Here is a 17,060-nt window from a genome sequence, read left to right as displayed (position 1 = left end):
GGAATACTGGATCACCCGCCTTCGCGGGTGATGACAGTGGGACCCAAATTCCCCTTTATCTTCAATGGCCGTTCTACTGTGCATGGGGTTGTTTTTGACTGTTTTGCAGTTCCCGTCTCGGGAACAGAAATCCGTAAAATTGCGCGCAATTCCGGAAGGTTCCATTGAGCACGCCTCTTAAGGGCCGGAGAACCTGATCCGGCTTAGGCTTTCGCCCGAAACACTCCCGTTCTCTTGGGGAAGCCATGAACGCCTCAGTGAAACCCGCCGCCAAACGCCGGCTTCTGCTCGCCTCTGACCGGAGCGACGAGAGCACCGAGCTTGCCAGCATCCTGAAGGCGGTCGGCGACGTCTCGACGGTGACGACCCAGGACATCCCCGAGAAGCCCTCGCGCGATCTCTCCGGCCTCGTGGTCGACATCAATCTGCGCTCGCCCGAGAGCGTGCAGCGGGTGCGCAACAAGCTGCGCGGCGATGCCTATCGTTCGATGCCGCGGCTGTTCGTGCTCGCCGATGCCCTGCACCACGGCACCATGCAGGCCTGGGCGCTGGGCGCCACCGACACGATCTCGCGGCCGCTTCAGGCCGACGCGATCCTGCAGCGCATCCGCGCCGCGTTTCCCGACACCGCCACCTATGACGCGACCGATCGCGGCAAGACACTCAACCGCGGCGTCGAGGCGGCGCACGCGGTGCTCGCCAAGATGTTCGAGAAGCTGCCGCTCGGCGTGCCCCTGACCTTCGACGACGTCATCGCCGCCGAGAGCAAGATCCTGAAGGCGATGAAGCACTCCTCGCTGCGCGAGTGGCTCACCACGGTCGGCTGCCACCATGTCGGCAGCTATCGCCACTGCCTGTTCGTCACCGGATTTGCCGTCGCCTTCGCGCAGCATCTCGGCATGCGCGAGGACGACCAGCGCCGCCTGACCCGTGCCGCGCTGCTGCACGACGTCGGCAAGGCCTTCGTTCCTTCCGCGCTGCTCGACAAGCCCGGCAAGCTCACCGACGAGGAGATGGACGAGGTCCGCCAGCATCCGCGCCGCGGCTATGACGCGCTCGCAGCCCAGGGCGGCTTCCCGCCGGAGATGCTCGACGTCGTGCTGCATCACCACGAATTCCTCGACGGCAGCGGTTATCCCAACGGCCTGTCGTCGAACCAGATCAGCGACATCGTGCGGCTGACGACGATCGTCGACATCTACGCCGCCCTGGTGGAGAAGCGCGCCTACCGCATGCCCTTCACCCACTCCCGCGCCTTCACGATGATGGAAGGCATGGGCGGCAAGCTCGACCAGCAGCTGCTGCAGGCGTTCAGGCCCGTGGCGCTGGGGTCGTTTTGACTTCTTGACGAGTCATTCCGGGGCGCGCGCAGCGCGAACTATGGTGCGCAGTTGCGCACCTGAGAATCTCGAGGTTCCGGGTTCGGTGCTTTGCACCGCCCCGGAACGACTGTGGTCACCCCACCATCTTCCTCAGCTCCGCCTTCGCCACCTTCTCTAGCGTCGAGCGCGGCATGTCGTCGACCAGCCTGATCTCGCGCGGCACCTTGAAGTCGGCGAGGCCTTTGCGGCAGGCGGCCATCACGCTGTCATGCAGGTCCGGCGCTGCGCCCGCGACGCCGCCGTGCGGGATGATGAAGACGACCGGCACCTCGTCCAGCATCGGGTGCTTCTTCGCCACCACCGCCGCCTCGCGCACGCCGGGGACGAGCGCGATCACCTGCTCGATCTCGGAGGCCGCGACGTTCTCGCCGCCGACCTTCAGCATGTCCTTGGCGCGGTCGCCGAACCTGATGAAGCCGTTCGCCAGCCGCTCGACGCGGTCGCCGGTGAGGAAGAAGCCGTGCGCGTCGAAGCTCTCGCGCGTGGCTTTCTCGTTGTGGAGATATTCGGCGAACAGCGACAGGCCGCGGATGCCCTTGATCGAGAGATTGCCGGTGTCGCCGACCTCGGTCGGCCGTCCGTCATCGTCGGTGATCCGGATCTGGTACTCAGGCGCGGCGCGGCCGATCGACATCGGGATGTTGGGCTGATCGACCTCGCCGACGATGCCGTGGGTGATGGTCTCGGTCATGCCCCACCAGCCGATGATCTTGACGCCGAACGCGGCAAAGGCCGGCGGCTCGTTGACGGCGCTGCCCCACAGGCGGAATTTGTGGTCCTTCGGGATCTCCTGCTCGAGCAGCGCCTTCATGCAGAAGGGAATGGTCGAGGTCCAGGTCGAGCCGTGCTCGCGCGCGACGCGCCAGAACCGGCTTGCGGAGAAGCGCGGCTGAATCACGCAGGTCGCCCCGACCCAAAGCGTCGCCAGCATGGAGTAGGCCAGCGCGTTGGTGTGAAACAGCGGCAGATAGGCCTGGTGCACGTCGCCGGCGTGCAGATCCTCATGCGCGGCGTTGACCTTGGCGCCCCACAGCGCGTTGGCGTGGGTCCACAGCACCGCCTTCGGCCGCGATGTCGTGCCGGAGGTGTATTGCACGCTGCACGGCGCGAGCGGATCGGCCACGCGCCTCGGGCGGTCGGCGCTGTCGGCGAACAGCGCCTCGAAGCTGTCGCCGTGCGCGACGGGCTGTGCCGGCGCCGCGCCCGCATCGTGCGAGGTCACCGCGATCCAGCGCAGATTGCGGCAGTGCTTTGCAAGGATCTCGGCGTAGGACGGTTGCGTGATGGCGGCAACCGCGCCGCAATGATCCGCAAAATATTCCATCTCGGCCGGCGCCGAACGCGTGTTTGTGGTCACTGCGATGGTGCCCAGCTCGACGCAGGCAAACCAGGCCAGCAGCGCCTCGATGCAATTGTCCAGGTGAATGAGCACATATTCGCCCGGCCTGACGCCGCGCTTCGCCAGCCCCGCCGCGAGCGCGCCGACCCGCTCGTGAAACTCGCCATAGCTCCAGTGCCGCGCCGGCGCGTCGAACGGCGCCCAGATCAGGAACGGATGTGAGCTGCGCACCTCGGCGCGCATCTTCAGGAGCCAGGGCACATCCAGCCCGTCAAACGGGCCCACGATTCCGGCTGCGGTCTGTTGATTGGGCATGCGTCCTCCCGTGCAGCCTGCATCTTGATGGCGGCTGCCTTTTGATTATTGCGTCTTCCTGCCACCGGACGGCGCGGGGAGCAAATCGGGGGCGGTGTGCGCTGTGCAGTGGCCGCGCGCTCGTTCTCTCATTCGTCATTCCGGGATGGTCCGAAGGACCAGACCCGGAATCTCGAGATTCCGGGTTCGATGCTTCGCATCGCCCCGGAATGACGAGTCTAGTTTTCGTACGACGAGATCTCGATCAGGCTGCCGTCCGGATCCCTGCAATAGACCGAGCGCAGCGTGCCGCGGGCGCCCTGCTTGGGAACCGGGCCCTCCTCGATCGCGACGCCATGTGCCTGCAAATGCGCCACCACCTCGTCGGGCGCGGCGGAGGTGAGGAAGCACAGATCCTCGCTGCCGGCGGTCTGGTGATCGGCGGTGAACCACTCGACCTTGTCGGCATCGCGCGGCCGGACGTTGATCTTCTGGTTACCGAATTGAAGGGAAGTCCGCGGCGCTTTGCCGCCGCCGGGGTCGAACACCTTGACTTCCATGCCGAGAATCTTGCGGTACCACTCCGCGGTCACCGCGACGTCGGCGACGTTGATCACGAGGTGATCGAGGGCCTCGACCTTGACCGGCATGCCTTATCCTTTCGTCGCCATGTGCGTTGCGCACTTTCCGCGTGCTTCCGGCTTTGTTACAACGCCGCCGACGACGCTTTCAAGATATCTGGCTTTCAAGAACAACACGTTGGGAGAACCCTTGAAATGATCACTCGCCGTACCGCGCTGGGCCTGCTTGCCGCCACTCCTCTTGCAGCCAGCCCGCTGTCGAAGGCCCTTGCCGCCGATTATCCGGCTCGCCCGGTGAAATGGGTGGTCGGCTATCCGCCGGGCGGTGCCACCGACATCCTGGCACGGCTGATCGGCCAGCGGCTGTCGGAAAAGCTCGGCCAGCAATTCGTGATCGAGAACAAGCCGGGCGCCGGCAACAATATCGCCACCGAATCCGTGATCAATGCCGAGCCCGACGGCTACACGCTGCAGCTGGTCAATCCGGCCAACTACATCAACGCCTCGCTCTACACCAACCTGAAGTTCAACTTCGTGCGCGACATCGCGCCGGTCGCCTCGTTCCAGCGCGTGCCGAACGTGATGACCGTGAACAAGGACGTGCCGGCCAAGACCGTCGCCGAGTTCATCGAATACGTGAAGGCCAATCCCGGCAAGGTCAACATGGCCTCGTCAGGCAACGGCACCTCGGTGCACCTGTCCGGCGAGATGTTCATGGCGATGACCGGCTGCAAGATGCAGCACGTGCCCTATCGCGGCGCGGCGCCCGCGATCACCGACATGCTCGGCGGTCAGGTGCAGGTGATCTTCGACAACATGCCCTCGATCATCCAGCACATCCGTTCGGGCAGCCTGCGTGCGATCGGCGTCACCACCGCGCAGCGCTCGCCGCAACTGCCCGACGTGCCGGCGATCGGCGAGACCGTGAAGGACTACGAGGCGAGCGCGCTGTTCGGCATGGGGGCGCCGAAGAACACGCCGAAGGAAATCATCGCCAAGCTCAACGATGAGATCAACACGCTGATGAAGGAGCCCGACATGACCAAGCGTCTGGTCGAGCTCGGCGGCGAGCCGCGGGTGCAGACCCCCGAGGCGTTCGGCGAGGAGATCAAGGCCGAGACCGAGAAGTGGAAGAAGGTCGTCGAGTTCGCCGGCCTGAAGGTCGAGTAGCGATCTTGTGATGATCGGAATTGGAGCCCTGCCGTTCGGCAGGGCTTTTTTTCTTGCGCGCGTTGTCTCGTTGATCTGGAATAAAGCGGCCCGGCGAAACCTGATGATGTATGGCGCCGTATCTGGCGCCGTGAAGAGAGGAGTTGGGACATGCGCAAGACGCAACTGGTCCTGCTGACATTGGGTGCGACGGCCCTTGCCGGTGTCGTCACCGTCACGCCCGCCGCGGCGCGCGACTATCCCTGGTGCGCCCAGGGCGGCGAATATGATTATCCCGGCGAATGCGCCTACAGCACCTACGAGCAGTGTCTGGCCAGTGTGTCCGGCCGGCTATTGTACTGCGGCCCCAATCCGCTCATGGCCTATGGCCAGGTGCCGCAGCGCCAACCGCAGCCGCGCCGGCGCACGCGGCCCGTCGCGCCGTACTAGCCGCACGAAGTCATCGCGAAGCCCGCAGCGGCGCATTTTCGCGTGATCGCTCCGGAATAAACTGGCTCCGCGAGCCTTTCTCTCTGTGAGGTCGCATGTCGCGCGGCGAACATGGGAGGTCGGTCATGCGCAAGGCGCAATTCGTGCTGGGCACCATGGTCCTTGTGTGGCTCGCCGGCGGCAGCCCGGCGCGGGCGGACTATGCGTGGTGCATTCAGGATTCGGAATATGGCTATCCCGGCGACTGCTCCTATCAAACCCGGGAGCAGTGTCTGCTGAGCGCCTCAGGCCGCAAGGGCTTTTGCGGTCAGAATCCCGCCTTGGTCACGCGAGCGCCACCTCAGCCGGCTCCGCGAGCCCGGCACGCTCCGCCATACTAGCGGCGCCTCTCATTGACGTCTGCCTGATCACCTGATTGTGCAGATCCGGGCGCGCGGGTTCCTGCTTGACGCCTTCTCGTTCACGTCTATACTAAACCACATGGTTAAGTATCAGGACGAGACGCTGGACCGGACCTTTGCGGCGCTATCCGACCCGACGCGGCGTGCGCTTCTCGCCCGCCTCGGCGAGCAGGACAGCTTGTCGGTGAGCGAGCTGGCCGCGCCGTTTCCGGTCTCGCTGCCGGCGATCATGAAGCATCTCGATGTGCTCACGGACGCAGGCCTGATCGTGCGCGAGAAAACCGGTCGCACGGTCTCGTGCCGGCTCACCGCGCAGCCGATGGAGCAGGCGATGAACTGGCTCAATCGTTACGCGCAGTTCTGGTCCGACAATCTAGATCGTCTTGCCGCCTTCGTGGAGGAAGAGACATGGCCAACACAGCCGTCAACGCCGATTCCCGCAGCGCCGAGCGCCCGGCAGAACGTCCAAGCGAACGTCCAAGCCTCACGCTCACGCGCCGGCTCCGCGCGCGGCCGGAAAAAGTCTACGCCGCCTGGACGCAGGCCGCGCAGCTAGCGCAATGGTTCGGGCCGCCGAACATGAAACCGGCGACGCTGACCGCCGAGCTCGACGTTCGCAGCGGCGGTCGCTACCGCATCAGCTTCGTCAGCGACGACGGCGAATATTTCGAGGCCGGCGGCACCTATCGCGAGGTCGTGCCGAACGAGCTTTTGGTCTTCACCTGGGCCTGGCACTCGACGCCCGAGCGCGAATCGCTGGTCACGATCTCGTTCAAGCCGGATAGCGCCGGCACGCTGATGATCTTTCATCACGCCCAGTTCTTCGACGAGGCCGCACGCGACAACCATCGGCGGGGCTGGAGCTCGTTCCTCGACAAGCTCGATGCCTTCGTCGCCTGATTTCTGTCAGAGGAGACCGTCATGCAACCCCATCAGATCGTTTCGCGCGAGCAATGGATCGCGGCTCGCAAAACCCTTATGGCGCATGAGAAGGAGCTCACAGCGGCGCGCGAGCGCCTCGCCGAGGAGCGCCGCGCGCTGCCCTGGGTCAAGGTCGACAAGGATTACGTGTTCGACGGACCGAACGGCAAGGTGACGCTCGGCGATCTCTTCAAGGGGCGTCCGCAGCTCGTCGTCCAGCACGTGATGTTCGCGCCCGACTGGGAAGCGGCCTGCAAGAGCTGCTCGTTCTGGGCCGACGGTCTTGATCGCATGGTGCCGCATTTGGCCGCGCGCGATACCGCGACGGTCGCAATCTCGCTGGCGCCGATCGCAAAGCTCGAGGACTTCAAGGCGCCGATGGGGTGGACCTTCGACTGGGTCTCGTCGGGAAGCAACGACTTCAACCGGGATTACGGCGTGACGTTCTCGCCGGAGCAGATCGCCACGGGCAAGCCGATGTACAATTTCGGCACCACGAAGATCTACGGGCCGGAGCTGCCGGGCATCAGCGTGTTCTACCGCAACGAGGCCGGTGAGATCTTCCACACCTATTCCTGCTTCGCCCGCGGCCTCGACATGATGAACGCCGCTTATCAGTACCTCGACCTCACCCCGCTCGGCCGTCACGAGGAGGGGCTGCCCTATCCGATGGACTGGGTGCGCCTGCGCGACCAGTACGAGCCGCAGGCGACGAAGGGTGCGTGCTGCCACGGGTGAGGGGGGCGGGTACGCCCTGCCCACATCAAAGGTGTCATCGCCCGGCTTGACCGGGCGATCCAGTACTCCGAGAGGGGAGTGATAGAGACGAGAGGCCGCAGCGTACTGGATTCCCCGCCTTCGCGGGGAATGACAGCAGTGGTCGGCGCGGCAGCTTGCCTTGCTCGTGAGGGCTACCGCTTCGCGTCGGCCTGCTCCGTCGCGTTGCACGAGATCAGCATCGTATAGGGCCGCGCGTTGCCGGCGATGTCGGTGGTCTTGAGCTCGGCCTTAGGCTCGGCGGTCTGATAGGGCACCACGGAATTGTCGAGGAAGTCGCGCAGCACGCCGGTCTTGATGGCGAAGTTGATGTTCTCGGGAATGTTGCCGGTCGCTAGGGCGATGCGGAGCGCGTCGACCTTTCCGGTAACGACGCCCACGATCTGCCCGGTGGCGTCGAACAGCGGGCCCCCGCTGTTGCCGGGCTGCACTGGCGCACTGATCTGCAGGAAGCGCGTGTCGTTGCGCATGCCGCTGAGTGAGCTCACGATACCGGTCGTCACGGTGAAGTCCGAGGTCAGCATTCCATGGTAAGGAAAGCCGATCGCGATGACGGAATCGCCGGAGCGGATCGAGCGGTCGCGGATACGGGCAAAGTCCTTGAAAGCCGCCGTCGACGGCGCCTGCAACAAAGCGAGATCGTTGTTCGCATCGCTGGACACGACGCGCAGCGCCATCGAGGCCTCGCCGGTGAGGTTGCCCTTGATGTCGCCGACGCAGCCGTCGATCACATGGTTGTTGGTGACGACGTGGCCGTTGGCGCTGACCACGAAGCCGGTGCCGCTCTTGGTTCGAGCAGATTTGCCGCCGGTTGCCGGTGATGCCTGCTTGTCCGGCGCGGTCTGCGGCTTGGCGGCAATCTTTGTAAAATCGCCGGCCTTATCCAGGCCGTCGGCTTTGACTCTGGTCACACAATTGGTAATCGCAGCCACCAAAGGCGCAGTCGACGTCAGGCTGAACTGAAAGGGCGTACCTCTCGCCACCGCCACCATCAGACTCGCCTTCTGGAGCGCGCGGGCGACGTTGGTGGGCAGAACTGCCGAGACCATCACCTCCGAAAACGCGGTCGCGAAGAGTCTCACCTCGGCCTGACCGTCGAAGGTTACGTCGATCGTGAGGTTCTCACCCTTCTTGAAGCGAAATGCCGGATTGGCAAAGCCGAGCAGCCACGAGCTGTTTGCATCCTGGCCAACAAGCAAGGTAACGCCGTTGGCGTAAGGTGTGCTTGCGGCGCAGTGAGAGAACGCGCCGGTCGAATCATTGGAATAGGCGCCACCGTTCCAGTTGCCGACGCGGATCGTGCCGAAAGGCCCCGCCGCATGGGCCACACCGGCCAGGACCATCTGTAGCACGCACGCAACAACAGTCGTCTTGAACATCTCCACGCCCCCGGAACGCTATTGGCTCGTCTTATCCGGCCGGTCCCCATTGGTGCAACCGGCAGTTGTTCGGTTGGGGCGTGTTTCCTCGGGGCAGCCTTCGGGCTTGCGCTTACTTTGCAATGCTATATACTTTGCAATGCAAAGTAACGGATCCCGACAAGCGGGGTCGAGCGAGGTTCTGGCGTTGCCGATGCGCGATCTCGACAAGGCACTGGCCGACATCGTGGCGATCCGCAGCCAGATTGCGGCCGGCACGGCGTTCCGCGGCTACGGCCCGGCAACCATGGTCGCGACCGGCGGTGTCGCGCTGGTCACGGCAATCCTGCAATTCTGGCTGCTCGGCGACCCCACCGGAGAGCCGCTCGGCTTTTTCTTCGGCTGGTTCATTGCCGCCGTGGTCTCCGGCCTGATGATCGGGATCGAGATGCGCGCGCGTTCGCGCCGCCATCATTCCGGCCTTGCCGACGCCATGATCCACCAGGCGGTCGAGCAGTTCCTTCCGGCAGGCGTCGCCGGCGTGCTGCTTGCGGTGGTGATGTGGAAGTTCGCGAGTGAGACGCTGTGGCTGTTGCCGGGTCTGTGGCAGATCCTGGTGTCGCTCGGCATCTTCGCCTCCATTCGCTCGCTGCCGCGCACCGTCGCGCTCGCCGGCGCCTGGTATTTCGTTTCGGGTTTCGCGGTCGTGGTGCTCGCGAGCCAAACCCACACGCTGTCGCCGTGGACCATGGGCCTGCCTTTCGTGATCGGCCAGTCGGTGATGGCGGGCATTCTGTATTTTGCGTCCGGAGATCATGATGTCGAAGACTGACAGCGCGCCTTTTTCCTATGAAGGGCTCGACCGCGTCATCCACGAGAAGGCGAGGCTCGGGCTTCTGACCTCGCTGATGGCGCATCCGAAGGGGCTGGCGTTCGCCGACCTCAAGCAGCTCTGCGGCCTTACCGACGGCAATCTCAGCCGGCATCTCGCCGTGCTGCAGGAGGCCGGCCTCGTCGAGGTAACCAAGGGCTATGAGGGCAATCGCCCGCACACCACATGCCGGCTGACCAGGGCAGGCCGCCGCCGCTTCCTCGACTATCTGGCCGTGCTCGAGCGCCTGGTGCGCGACGCCGCCAAGGCCGCCGGTCGCGAAGCGCCGCCGCTCGGCCGTCTCGGTATCATCTCGACCTGATCCTCCCCTTTTTTGACCGGAGACTTTGCAATGCAAAGTGACATGACCTCTCGCAGCGAGAAGCTTCACGTCGGCATCATCATGGACGGCAACGGCAGATGGGCGACGCGGCGCGGCCTGTCGCGGCTGCGCGGCCACGAGGCCGGCGTCGAGACGATCCGCCGCATCGTCGAGGCGGCGCCCAAGCAGGGCATCGGCACGCTGACGCTCTATGCGTTCTCGACCGACAATTGGCGAAGGCCGAAGGCCGAGGTCGCAGCGCTGATGACCCTGCTGCGCTTCTATCTCGCCAACGAGGTGCAGAGCCTGGTGAAGAACGGGGTGCGTCTCACCGTGATCGGCCGCCGCGACCGGCTGCCTGACGGCATCGCGAATGCGATCGCGCGGGCCGAAGCGGCCACCGCCCACGGCAGCACGCTTCACCTGCGCATCGCCGTCGATTATTCCGCGCGCGATGCCATCCTCAACGCGGCGGCGAAGGCGGCGGCGCTGACCAGCCTCACCCGCGAAGCGTTCTCGCAGCTCGTCACCGGCGAGGCCGGTTTGCGCGACGTCGATCTCATCATCCGCACCTCGGGCGAGAAGCGGCTGTCGGACTTCCTGCTGTGGGAAGGCGCCTATGCCGAGCTGCACTTCACCGAGCGGATGTGGCCGGAATTCGATGCGGGCGATCTCGCCGAGGCGCTCGCCGCGTTCCACGGCCGTGAGCGGCGCTTCGGCGGCCTCCAGGCGATCATGCCCGAGGAGGTGCCGTCACTCTCGCGGGTATGACGCCAAGGCGGGGCAGAGCAAGGGTCTCCGCAGCAGTCACGCACGAATGTCTTCGGGTTCAGTCGGGGGATTGGGCTTCTTCATAGAAGTGGGACGGACGATCACGCCAACCAAAGCGGGAGCGAAAGTCCATGCGTGTTCTTCTTGTCAACGTGCCTCATCCCTCGATCGGAAGCCGAATTCCCGATGATCATCTTCCGCCGCTGGGTTTGCTCGCGATCGGCGGACCGCTGATCGACGACGGCCATGCGGTGCGGCTGATCGACGCCGAATTCGGCCCCATGTCGATCGCCGAGGTCGTCAGCGAAGCGACGGGCTTCGCCCCGGATGCCGTGCTGTTCGGCCATTCCGGCTCGACTTCCGGACATCCCGTGATCGCGGCGGTTGCTTGTGCCCTGGTGAAGGTCATGCCGCGCGTGCTGATCGTCTACGGCGGCGTCTTCCCGACCTACCATTGGCGCGAAATTCTGCACGATGAACCCTATGTCAGCGCGATCGTGCGCGGCGAAGGTGAAGAGACCGCGCGGCGCCTGATGCGCGCGCTGGAATACGGTCGCGATCTCGCCGACATAGCCGGCATCGCGTTCCGCGATGTCTCAGGTCCCCGCGCGACGCAGCCGGCGCCGGTGATCGCAAACCTCGACGCCTGTCGCATCGGCTGGGAATTGATCGATCATGCGCGCTACAGCTATTGGGGCGGCCTGCGCGCCGTGGTCGTCCAGTTCTCGCGCGGCTGTCCGCATCTGTGCAACTATTGCGGCCAGCGCGGGTTCTGGACGCGCTGGCGTCACCGCGATCCGGTCCGCTTCGCCAAGGAGCTTGCGCGCCTGCATCGCGAGCAGGGGGTCAAGGTCATCAACTTCGCCGACGAAAACCCGACCGTCTCGAAGAAAGTCTGGCGCGCGTTCCTCGAAGCGCTGATCGCTGAGAACGTCGACCTCATCCTGGTTGGCTCGACTCGCGCCGACGACATCGTGCGCGACGCCGACATCCTGCATCTCTACAAGAAGGCCGGCTGGCAGCGCTTCCTGCTCGGGCTTGAAAATACCGACGAAAGGACCCTGGAGTTGATCCGCAAGGGCGCGACGACGGCCGTCGACCGTGAGGCCATCCGCCTGCTGCGGCAGCACGGCATTCTGTCGATGGCGACCTGGGTGGTCGGGTTCGAGGAGGAGACCGATCGCGATCACTGGCGCGGCTTGAAGCAGCTGCTTGCCTACGATCCCGATCAGGTTCAGCTGCTCTACGTCACGCCGCATCGCTGGACGCCTTACTTCCGTCTCGCGGCCGAGCGCCGCGTGATCCAGCCCGATCGCCGGCGATGGGACTACAAGCATCAGGTGCTCGCCACGCGCCATATGGCGCCGTGGCGCGTGCTGGCCTGGTTCAAGTTCACGGAAATGGTGTTGCAGTGTCGCCCAAAGGCGATCTGGCGGGTGCTGTTCCAGCGCGACGCAGGCCTGCGCCACGCCATGCGCTGGTACACGCAGATGGGCCGCAGGGTCTGGCCGCACGAGATTCTGGAATTCTTGCGTGCACGTCGATTGAAATGGGGGCCTTCGGTCAGGGAGTTCTGGGGTGCTCCGCAGGACGACGAGGAGCAGTCGATGACAGCCACGCGGCCGGAGCGCCGCGTCGGGAGGCGAGAGGCCGCGTGACCGCGGCCTGAAGACGATCGCGCCCGCTTCGACGCTTTCACCCTCCCGTGTGTGACGCGGGGCACAGGGAGACGAGCTGTTCGTTTTTAGCCGCATGATTGGCAGCGATGTCCAAGCGCTGCGTGCACGGCCTCGGCTAGGTGTGCGGTCCACGCAACCTGCCGAGAGCGTCACGCATGCTACAGTTGTTTCCGGGGGCCGTCGTCGCGCCGGTTGAACTGGCCGAAGCGAAGGGGATGGTCTGCATCAGGACCGCCAGTGCGTCCGATGTGGAGGACCTGTCGGTCTATTTCGCCGGCCTGTCCACGTCATCGCGCAACAAGCGTTTCATGGGTGCGCGCGCCGACCTCGCCGTGGTCGCGGCCGAATGCGTGGCGAAGGCCGACCGTCCCGGTCACTTCACCTTGCTGGCCGAGTTCAGGCAGGAGGGGCAGCGCAACATCATCGGCGAAACGCACTACGCCTACGATGCGGCCGCACGGCACGGCGAGTTTGCCATCTCGGTCGCCGACGCCTTCCAGCGCCTGGGCCTTGGCCTCCAGATGATGACGGCGATGGAGACGCGCGCGATCGATCTCGGCCACGAGATGATCGCCGGCGAAACCGCGCGAACGAATGCTGAAATGCGCGGCCTGGCGAAGAAGGCCGGGTTCAGGGATACCGGGCTCGGCGACTGGCAGTCGGTTCACCTCGCAAAGCACCTGTCGCGATAGCTCTACGCAGGTCGAATTGCCGCGTGGCACGGATCGTGCTCTAGTAATCCCGGCAATGGGTATCCCCAGCGATGGGAGCTTTCGGCGATGCGCGCAGTCCTGGATTATTGCACCGGCGGAACGGAGCGGCAGGTTGCGGCCGGTACGGTCGTCGTCACTGAGGGCGGCACCAGCGGCCATCTCTATGTGCTGATGCAGGGCAAGCTCGAGGTGCTCAAGGGTGAGATGGTGGTCGCCACCGTCACCGAGCCGGGCGCGGTGCTGGGCGAAATGTCGGTGCTGCTGGGCCAGCCGCACACCGCGACGGTCAGGGCCTGCTCCGATGCAATCGTCTACGAGTTCGAGGATGCCGCCTCGTTCCTGAAGCAGGAGCCGGGGGTGGCGCTGCTGATCGCGAAGATGCTGGCGCAGCGGCTCAACGTCGCCAACACCTATCTTGCCGATCTCAAGCGGCAATATGCCGGCCACGGCACGCATCTGGCCATGGTCGGCGAAGTGCTTCAGAGCATGATCAACCTGCCGCCGCTTGAGGTCTCGCCAGGCTCGGATCGGCAATCCGATCCAAGAATGTAAGCCAGTCCGGCGGTGCCTCGACCAAGGCCGCCGGCCGCTTCAGCGGCGCGTCGAGATCGATCCATTGCGCCTCGCCCGCCGCCAGCCAGAACGCCTTGTTGGCATCGAGATCCAGCACGATATGCGTCGGCGGCCGGCCCGGTTGCAGGCCCGCGTTGAAGACCCAGGTCTGGCCCAGCCGGTCGAACCACGAGCCGTCGGTGATGAAGGGCGACTGATGCACATGTCCCGAGATCACCATCGACGGCTGATACTGCATGATCCACTGCACCACCTCGACATCGCCGAAGAAGCGCTTGCCGCCCCAGCTCGTCGGCGAATTCGCCGGCGGCGCATGATGCGCCCAGATCCAGCGCTGCGGCCGGCTCGCCGCGGCATCGCGGAGCTGTTCGGCGATGCGCTGCTTGACCAGCGGTCCATCCCACCACGGGCACACCGTGAACAGGGTGTCGCCGATGGTGAGGCTGTCGCCGTCGCAGGCGATCCCCAGCTCGCGCACCTCCGAGATCCAGCGCGAGATCTTCTCGCCTTCCGCGTTGCGCTCGTCGAGGTCGTGATTGCCGGAGCAGATGATCACGCGGGTCTTCCCGGCAAGCAGCGCGAGGTATTTCTTCACCACCACGATCTGCGCGCGAAAATCCACCATCGAGCCGATATCGAGCGCATCGCCGGCGAAGATCACCAGGTCGAATTGCGGCGCCGCGCTGACCAGCCAGTCGAACTGCGGCAGCGCGTAGTGCAGGTCAGCCACGACCAGGCAGCGCATTTGAAATCCGTTCGCGATTGAAATTGTCTGGGAATTCCAAAACGGCAAAAAGCAAGAAGCAGACCAGCACGGCCGCCCCCTCGCGTCAATCCAATGAGCCGGAGCATGCCGCGGCGTATCGCGGCATGCAGGGCATCGGGCGTCGCAGGTCTGGACCGGACCATCGAATTCTGCTGTCGTGGCATATCCTCAATCGCTCGTGTCCGCATGACCCCGTTCAAGACCATTCGTGCCCGCGCCGAGAAGCGCAAGGGCGGCCCCAAGGCGCTGGACAGGCTGATGCCCGACAAGCCCGACCTCAAGCGTCTGGCCAAGCTCGGCGACGACCGCATCCTCGCCGAGATGACCCGGCGGGTGTTTTGCGCAGGGTTTGCCTGGAGCGTGATCGACTCGAAATGGGACGGCTTTGAAGAGGCCTTCCTGCATTTCCAGCCGGCCAAGCTGACCTTCCAGCCGGAAGACTATTGGGAAGGTCTGCTGCGCGATGCGCGCATCGTGCGCAACGGCGCCAAGATCATGTCGGTGCGCGACAACGCCGCCTTCGTCCAGGCGATCGCAAAGGAGCACGGCAGCTTCGGCAAGTTTCTGGCGAAGTGGCCGTCGTCCGACGAAATCGGCCTGCTCGATCTCCTCACCAAGCGCGGCAGCCGGCTCGGCGGCAATACCGGCCAGATGCTGCTGCGCTTCGTCGGCTGGGACGGTTTCGTCACCTCCAGGGATGTCGTGGCCTGCCTGCGCGGTGCCGGCCTCGATATCGGCGAAGAGGTGAAGTCGAAGGGCGATCTCGCAAAAGTGCAGGCGCAGTTCAACGCGTGGGCCGAGGAGACCGGTCTGCCCTACACATATCTGTCACGCATCTGCGCGCTCTCGGTCGGCGAGGTCAGGAGCGAGTAACGGATCAAAAGGCATCAGGAGAAGCCTATCAGGCTGCCCATGATTTGCTCGGCGACGGCGCGGACCGCGACATCCGGATCGTCGAAGCTGCCGATTAAAGCCGCTCACAGGCAGATCGTGGACATCGTGTGGCGAACCCGTGCCGTGAGCGCGGCGGATGAAGCTCGCGATCACGAAATACATTTCACCGGAACATTTGTGCGCAGCACCCGTTCGGGAATTTGAGCCAGGCGACACAGGCGCAGGGAACGCCCGTCCTAGCTCAACTCAATGAAACCCGGCACGACAGAAACGGAGCAGCCCATGAAGCTCACATCCGAACAGGTGAAGCAGACCGTCAACCAACTCGGCGCCCAGGTGCTGCCCGACGAGCATCCCGCCATGCCGCAGCTCAACAGCATGTTCGGCGAGCACACCTTCTTCGTCGACGAGACGGGCCTGAAGGTCCTCGAGCCGACCCCGTCGCTTGGCGCCGAGCGCCAGACCGGCGAAGTCGTCAGCCTCGCCGACTGGAGCGATGCCGACCTCACGCGCCTGATGGCCCACGAGCCGGAGCCGACGGGTGTGATCGTCGTGTTCGAGCACGTGAGGCATTGACCATTGCTGGTCGTGAAGGAAGATCAGATCGGCGGGGGAGACTCCCGCCGTGAAGGTGTGGCGCCGTCAATCGATACGGCCGCCTTCATGCAGCCCCGAGCTTGAGATTTTCGCGATAGCGTGGGCGCTTTTCGCCTCAGGTCGCATCAATAAACGCCGCAGCGTCTGGCAAGGGCTTTTACTGGCGGTATGGCCGACGCGTCGGCGATATAATTCGCCTCCATCCATCCATGGAGGTCGAGATGCATCGTGCCGTTCCGATGCTTGCCACATTTTTATCCGTTGTATTCTCGGGGCCGGCCCAGGCCGCCGAGGCGGATCGTTACTGCCTGCGTGGTCGCAACTGGGGCTTTCCGGGCAATTGCCAGTTCGCCACACGCCCGCAATGTCTGGCTGCCGCTTCCGGCACGAACGCATATTGCGGCATCAATCCACGCTATGCCGCTCCGCGGCGGCGCTGATCACCCTCAGAGATAAACCGTTCTGCGGTTATCTGCGCGGCAGACGCGTCCAATCAGGAAAGGCACGCTCAGATGCGAAAGCTTGCACTGTTCGTCATCCTGCTCGCGTTCGCGGGAATGTTCCCTTCCAGCGAATCGTATCCTCAGAGCGCGCTTCGGGGTGCGGTCATCGGCGGTGCCGTCGGTGGTCGTCGCGGCGCTGCGATAGGAGCTACGGCCGGAGCGATCGCCGGCGCCCACCGGCGGCATCGGCATTGGCATAGATATTATTGGCGGAACGGCAGCTGCTGGTACCGCTCGAGCAGCGGAAGATCGCACCGCGTGTCGCATCGGTACTGCCGTTAAGTGGAGCGACGGATCGAGAACGGTAATTCAACGAGGGGATTGCAATGTTCTTCGTTCAAGAGGGATTCACGTACCGAAATTTCCTGATGGACATGATTGCGATATTCGCATTCGTCGTCTGGTTCTGGCTGCTCATCGTCATCTATGGCGACCTGTTCAGGCGCCACGACATCTCCGGGTGGGGCAAGGCACTATGGGTGCTCGCGCTGGTTCTGACCTCCTACCTCGGCATCTTTGCATACCTCATTACGCAAGGGCGAAGCATGGCCGAACGTAACGCCGAGCAAGCTCAGCGGGCGCGCGAGGAGTTGCGGCACATCGTCGGCTTCAGCGTTGCAGACGAGCTTACCAAGCTTGATCAGCTCAGAAAGGCGGGATCCGTAACGGATGACGAGTACAGGCGGCTTCGCACCAGGCTGGTTTCCTAGCCGTCGTTG

Annotated in this window: 20 protein-coding genes and 1 pseudogene; 17 read left to right on the top strand and 4 right to left on the bottom strand. The window is 64.4% G+C overall.

The genetic code is table 11. The annotated features are described in order from the left end of the window. Positions 1-245 precede the first annotated feature (245 nt). The gene (locus AB5K84_RS43030; RefSeq protein ID WP_011083664.1) at positions 246-1,340 is read left to right on the top strand and encodes an HD-GYP domain-containing protein; all 1,095 of its coding nucleotides are present in this window, start codon (positions 246-248) and stop codon (positions 1,338-1,340) included. 115 nt (positions 1,341-1,455) lie between these two features. Here AB5K84_RS43030 and AB5K84_RS43025 read toward each other — a convergent pair whose 3' ends face one another. Both AB5K84_RS43025 and AB5K84_RS43020 read right to left on the bottom strand, forming a co-directional pair. Then, on the bottom strand, positions 1,456-3,036 hold the full coding sequence (locus AB5K84_RS43025; RefSeq protein ID WP_011083665.1) for an ATP-dependent acyl-CoA ligase: 1,581 nt from the start codon (positions 3,034-3,036) through the stop codon (positions 1,456-1,458). A 218-nt stretch (positions 3,037-3,254) separates the two neighbouring features. Next, complete coding sequence (locus AB5K84_RS43020) at positions 3,255-3,665, bottom strand: VOC family protein (protein ID WP_011083666.1); 411 nt, start codon at positions 3,663-3,665, stop codon at positions 3,255-3,257. A 126-nt stretch (positions 3,666-3,791) separates the two neighbouring features. Here AB5K84_RS43020 and AB5K84_RS43015 point away from each other — a divergent pair, with 126 nt between their 5' ends. From AB5K84_RS43015 to AB5K84_RS42990, 6 genes and pseudogenes are all read left to right on the top strand, one after another. Further along, positions 3,792-4,766 (top strand): Bug family tripartite tricarboxylate transporter substrate binding protein, encoded by a 975-nt coding sequence (locus tag AB5K84_RS43015; RefSeq protein ID WP_011083667.1) that lies wholly within the window; start codon positions 3,792-3,794, stop codon positions 4,764-4,766. Between the two features lie 150 nt (positions 4,767-4,916). After that, positions 4,917-5,195 carry a DUF3551 domain-containing protein gene (locus AB5K84_RS43010; RefSeq protein WP_028172563.1) on the top strand — a complete coding sequence of 93 codons (279 nt, stop codon included), beginning with the start codon at positions 4,917-4,919 and terminating at the stop codon, positions 5,193-5,195. Positions 5,196-5,290: 95 nt separating this feature from the next. Then, positions 5,291-5,575, top strand: coding sequence for a DUF3551 domain-containing protein (locus AB5K84_RS43005; protein WP_342714264.1), 285 nt, complete (start codon positions 5,291-5,293; stop codon positions 5,573-5,575). 37 nt (positions 5,576-5,612) lie between these two features. Continuing rightward, positions 5,613-6,152 carry an ArsR/SmtB family transcription factor gene (locus AB5K84_RS43000; protein WP_011083668.1) on the top strand — a complete coding sequence of 180 codons (540 nt, stop codon included), beginning with the start codon at positions 5,613-5,615 and terminating at the stop codon, positions 6,150-6,152. 11 nt (positions 6,153-6,163) lie between these two features. Further along, positions 6,164-6,496, top strand: a pseudogene (locus AB5K84_RS42995) (SRPBCC family protein); the annotation flags it as partial. A 21-nt stretch (positions 6,497-6,517) separates the two neighbouring features. Next, entirely contained in the window at positions 6,518-7,255 is a 738-nt protein-coding gene (locus tag AB5K84_RS42990; RefSeq protein WP_011083670.1) for a DUF899 domain-containing protein, read from the top strand. Between the two features lie 173 nt (positions 7,256-7,428). Here the strand turns inward: AB5K84_RS42990 and AB5K84_RS42985 are convergent, their stop codons facing one another. Then, complete coding sequence (locus AB5K84_RS42985) at positions 7,429-8,673, bottom strand: S1C family serine protease (protein ID WP_441232779.1); 1,245 nt, start codon at positions 8,671-8,673, stop codon at positions 7,429-7,431. Between the two features lie 193 nt (positions 8,674-8,866). On the opposite strand from AB5K84_RS42985, the gene AB5K84_RS42980 reads away from it, so the two are divergent. The 6 genes from AB5K84_RS42980 (at position 8,867) to AB5K84_RS42955 (ending at position 13,560) form a co-directional block, all read left to right on the top strand. Next, on the top strand, positions 8,867-9,484 hold the full coding sequence (locus tag AB5K84_RS42980) for a hypothetical protein (protein ID WP_038965182.1): 618 nt from the start codon (positions 8,867-8,869) through the stop codon (positions 9,482-9,484). Further along, entirely contained in the window at positions 9,471-9,845 is a 375-nt protein-coding gene (locus tag AB5K84_RS42975) for a winged helix-turn-helix domain-containing protein (RefSeq protein ID WP_038965183.1), read from the top strand. Before AB5K84_RS42980 ends, AB5K84_RS42975 begins: the two co-directional genes overlap by 14 nt. Positions 9,846-9,875: 30 nt before the next feature. Then, a complete protein-coding gene (locus AB5K84_RS42970) occupies positions 9,876-10,616 on the top strand; it encodes a di-trans,poly-cis-decaprenylcistransferase (protein WP_011083674.1) in 741 nt (246 codons plus the stop codon). 131 nt (positions 10,617-10,747) lie between these two features. Next, positions 10,748-12,274 carry a magnesium-protoporphyrin IX monomethyl ester anaerobic oxidative cyclase gene (gene bchE / locus AB5K84_RS42965; RefSeq protein ID WP_011083675.1) on the top strand — a complete coding sequence of 509 codons (1,527 nt, stop codon included), beginning with the start codon at positions 10,748-10,750 and terminating at the stop codon, positions 12,272-12,274. Between the two features lie 176 nt (positions 12,275-12,450). Next, positions 12,451-12,987, top strand: coding sequence for a GNAT family N-acetyltransferase (locus AB5K84_RS42960; RefSeq protein ID WP_038965175.1), 537 nt, complete (start codon positions 12,451-12,453; stop codon positions 12,985-12,987). Positions 12,988-13,074: 87 nt separating this feature from the next. Further along, positions 13,075-13,560, top strand: coding sequence for a Crp/Fnr family transcriptional regulator (locus AB5K84_RS42955; RefSeq protein WP_011083677.1), 486 nt, complete (start codon positions 13,075-13,077; stop codon positions 13,558-13,560). Here AB5K84_RS42955 and AB5K84_RS42950 read toward each other — a convergent pair. Further along, positions 13,499-14,326, bottom strand: coding sequence for a metallophosphoesterase family protein (locus tag AB5K84_RS42950; RefSeq protein ID WP_011083678.1), 828 nt, complete (start codon positions 14,324-14,326; stop codon positions 13,499-13,501). The two genes, AB5K84_RS42955 and AB5K84_RS42950, sit on opposite strands and share 62 nt — an antisense overlap. Positions 14,327-14,533: 207 nt before the next feature. Between AB5K84_RS42950 and AB5K84_RS42945 the strand changes: the two genes are divergently transcribed. From AB5K84_RS42945 to AB5K84_RS42930, 4 genes are all read left to right on the top strand, one after another. Continuing rightward, positions 14,534-15,220, top strand: coding sequence for a DNA-3-methyladenine glycosylase I (locus AB5K84_RS42945; protein WP_038965176.1), 687 nt, complete (start codon positions 14,534-14,536; stop codon positions 15,218-15,220). Between the two features lie 303 nt (positions 15,221-15,523). Further along, a complete protein-coding gene (locus AB5K84_RS42940) occupies positions 15,524-15,817 on the top strand; it encodes a hypothetical protein (protein ID WP_028172575.1) in 294 nt (97 codons plus the stop codon). 242 nt (positions 15,818-16,059) lie between these two features. Further along, the gene (locus AB5K84_RS42935) at positions 16,060-16,278 is read left to right on the top strand and encodes a DUF3551 domain-containing protein (RefSeq protein ID WP_162494045.1); all 219 of its coding nucleotides are present in this window, start codon (positions 16,060-16,062) and stop codon (positions 16,276-16,278) included. A 389-nt stretch (positions 16,279-16,667) separates the two neighbouring features. Further along, complete coding sequence (locus tag AB5K84_RS42930) at positions 16,668-17,051, top strand: SHOCT domain-containing protein (RefSeq protein ID WP_011083682.1); 384 nt, start codon at positions 16,668-16,670, stop codon at positions 17,049-17,051. Positions 17,052-17,060: the final 9 nt, after the last annotated feature.

The organism is Bradyrhizobium sp. 1200_D9_N1_1 (assembly GCF_052075915.1).
GTDB lineage: Bacteria > Pseudomonadota > Alphaproteobacteria > Rhizobiales > Xanthobacteraceae > Bradyrhizobium > Bradyrhizobium diazoefficiens.
Note: the sequence above shows the minus strand (reverse complement) of the source record. Positions and strands in the feature narration are given on the sequence as shown.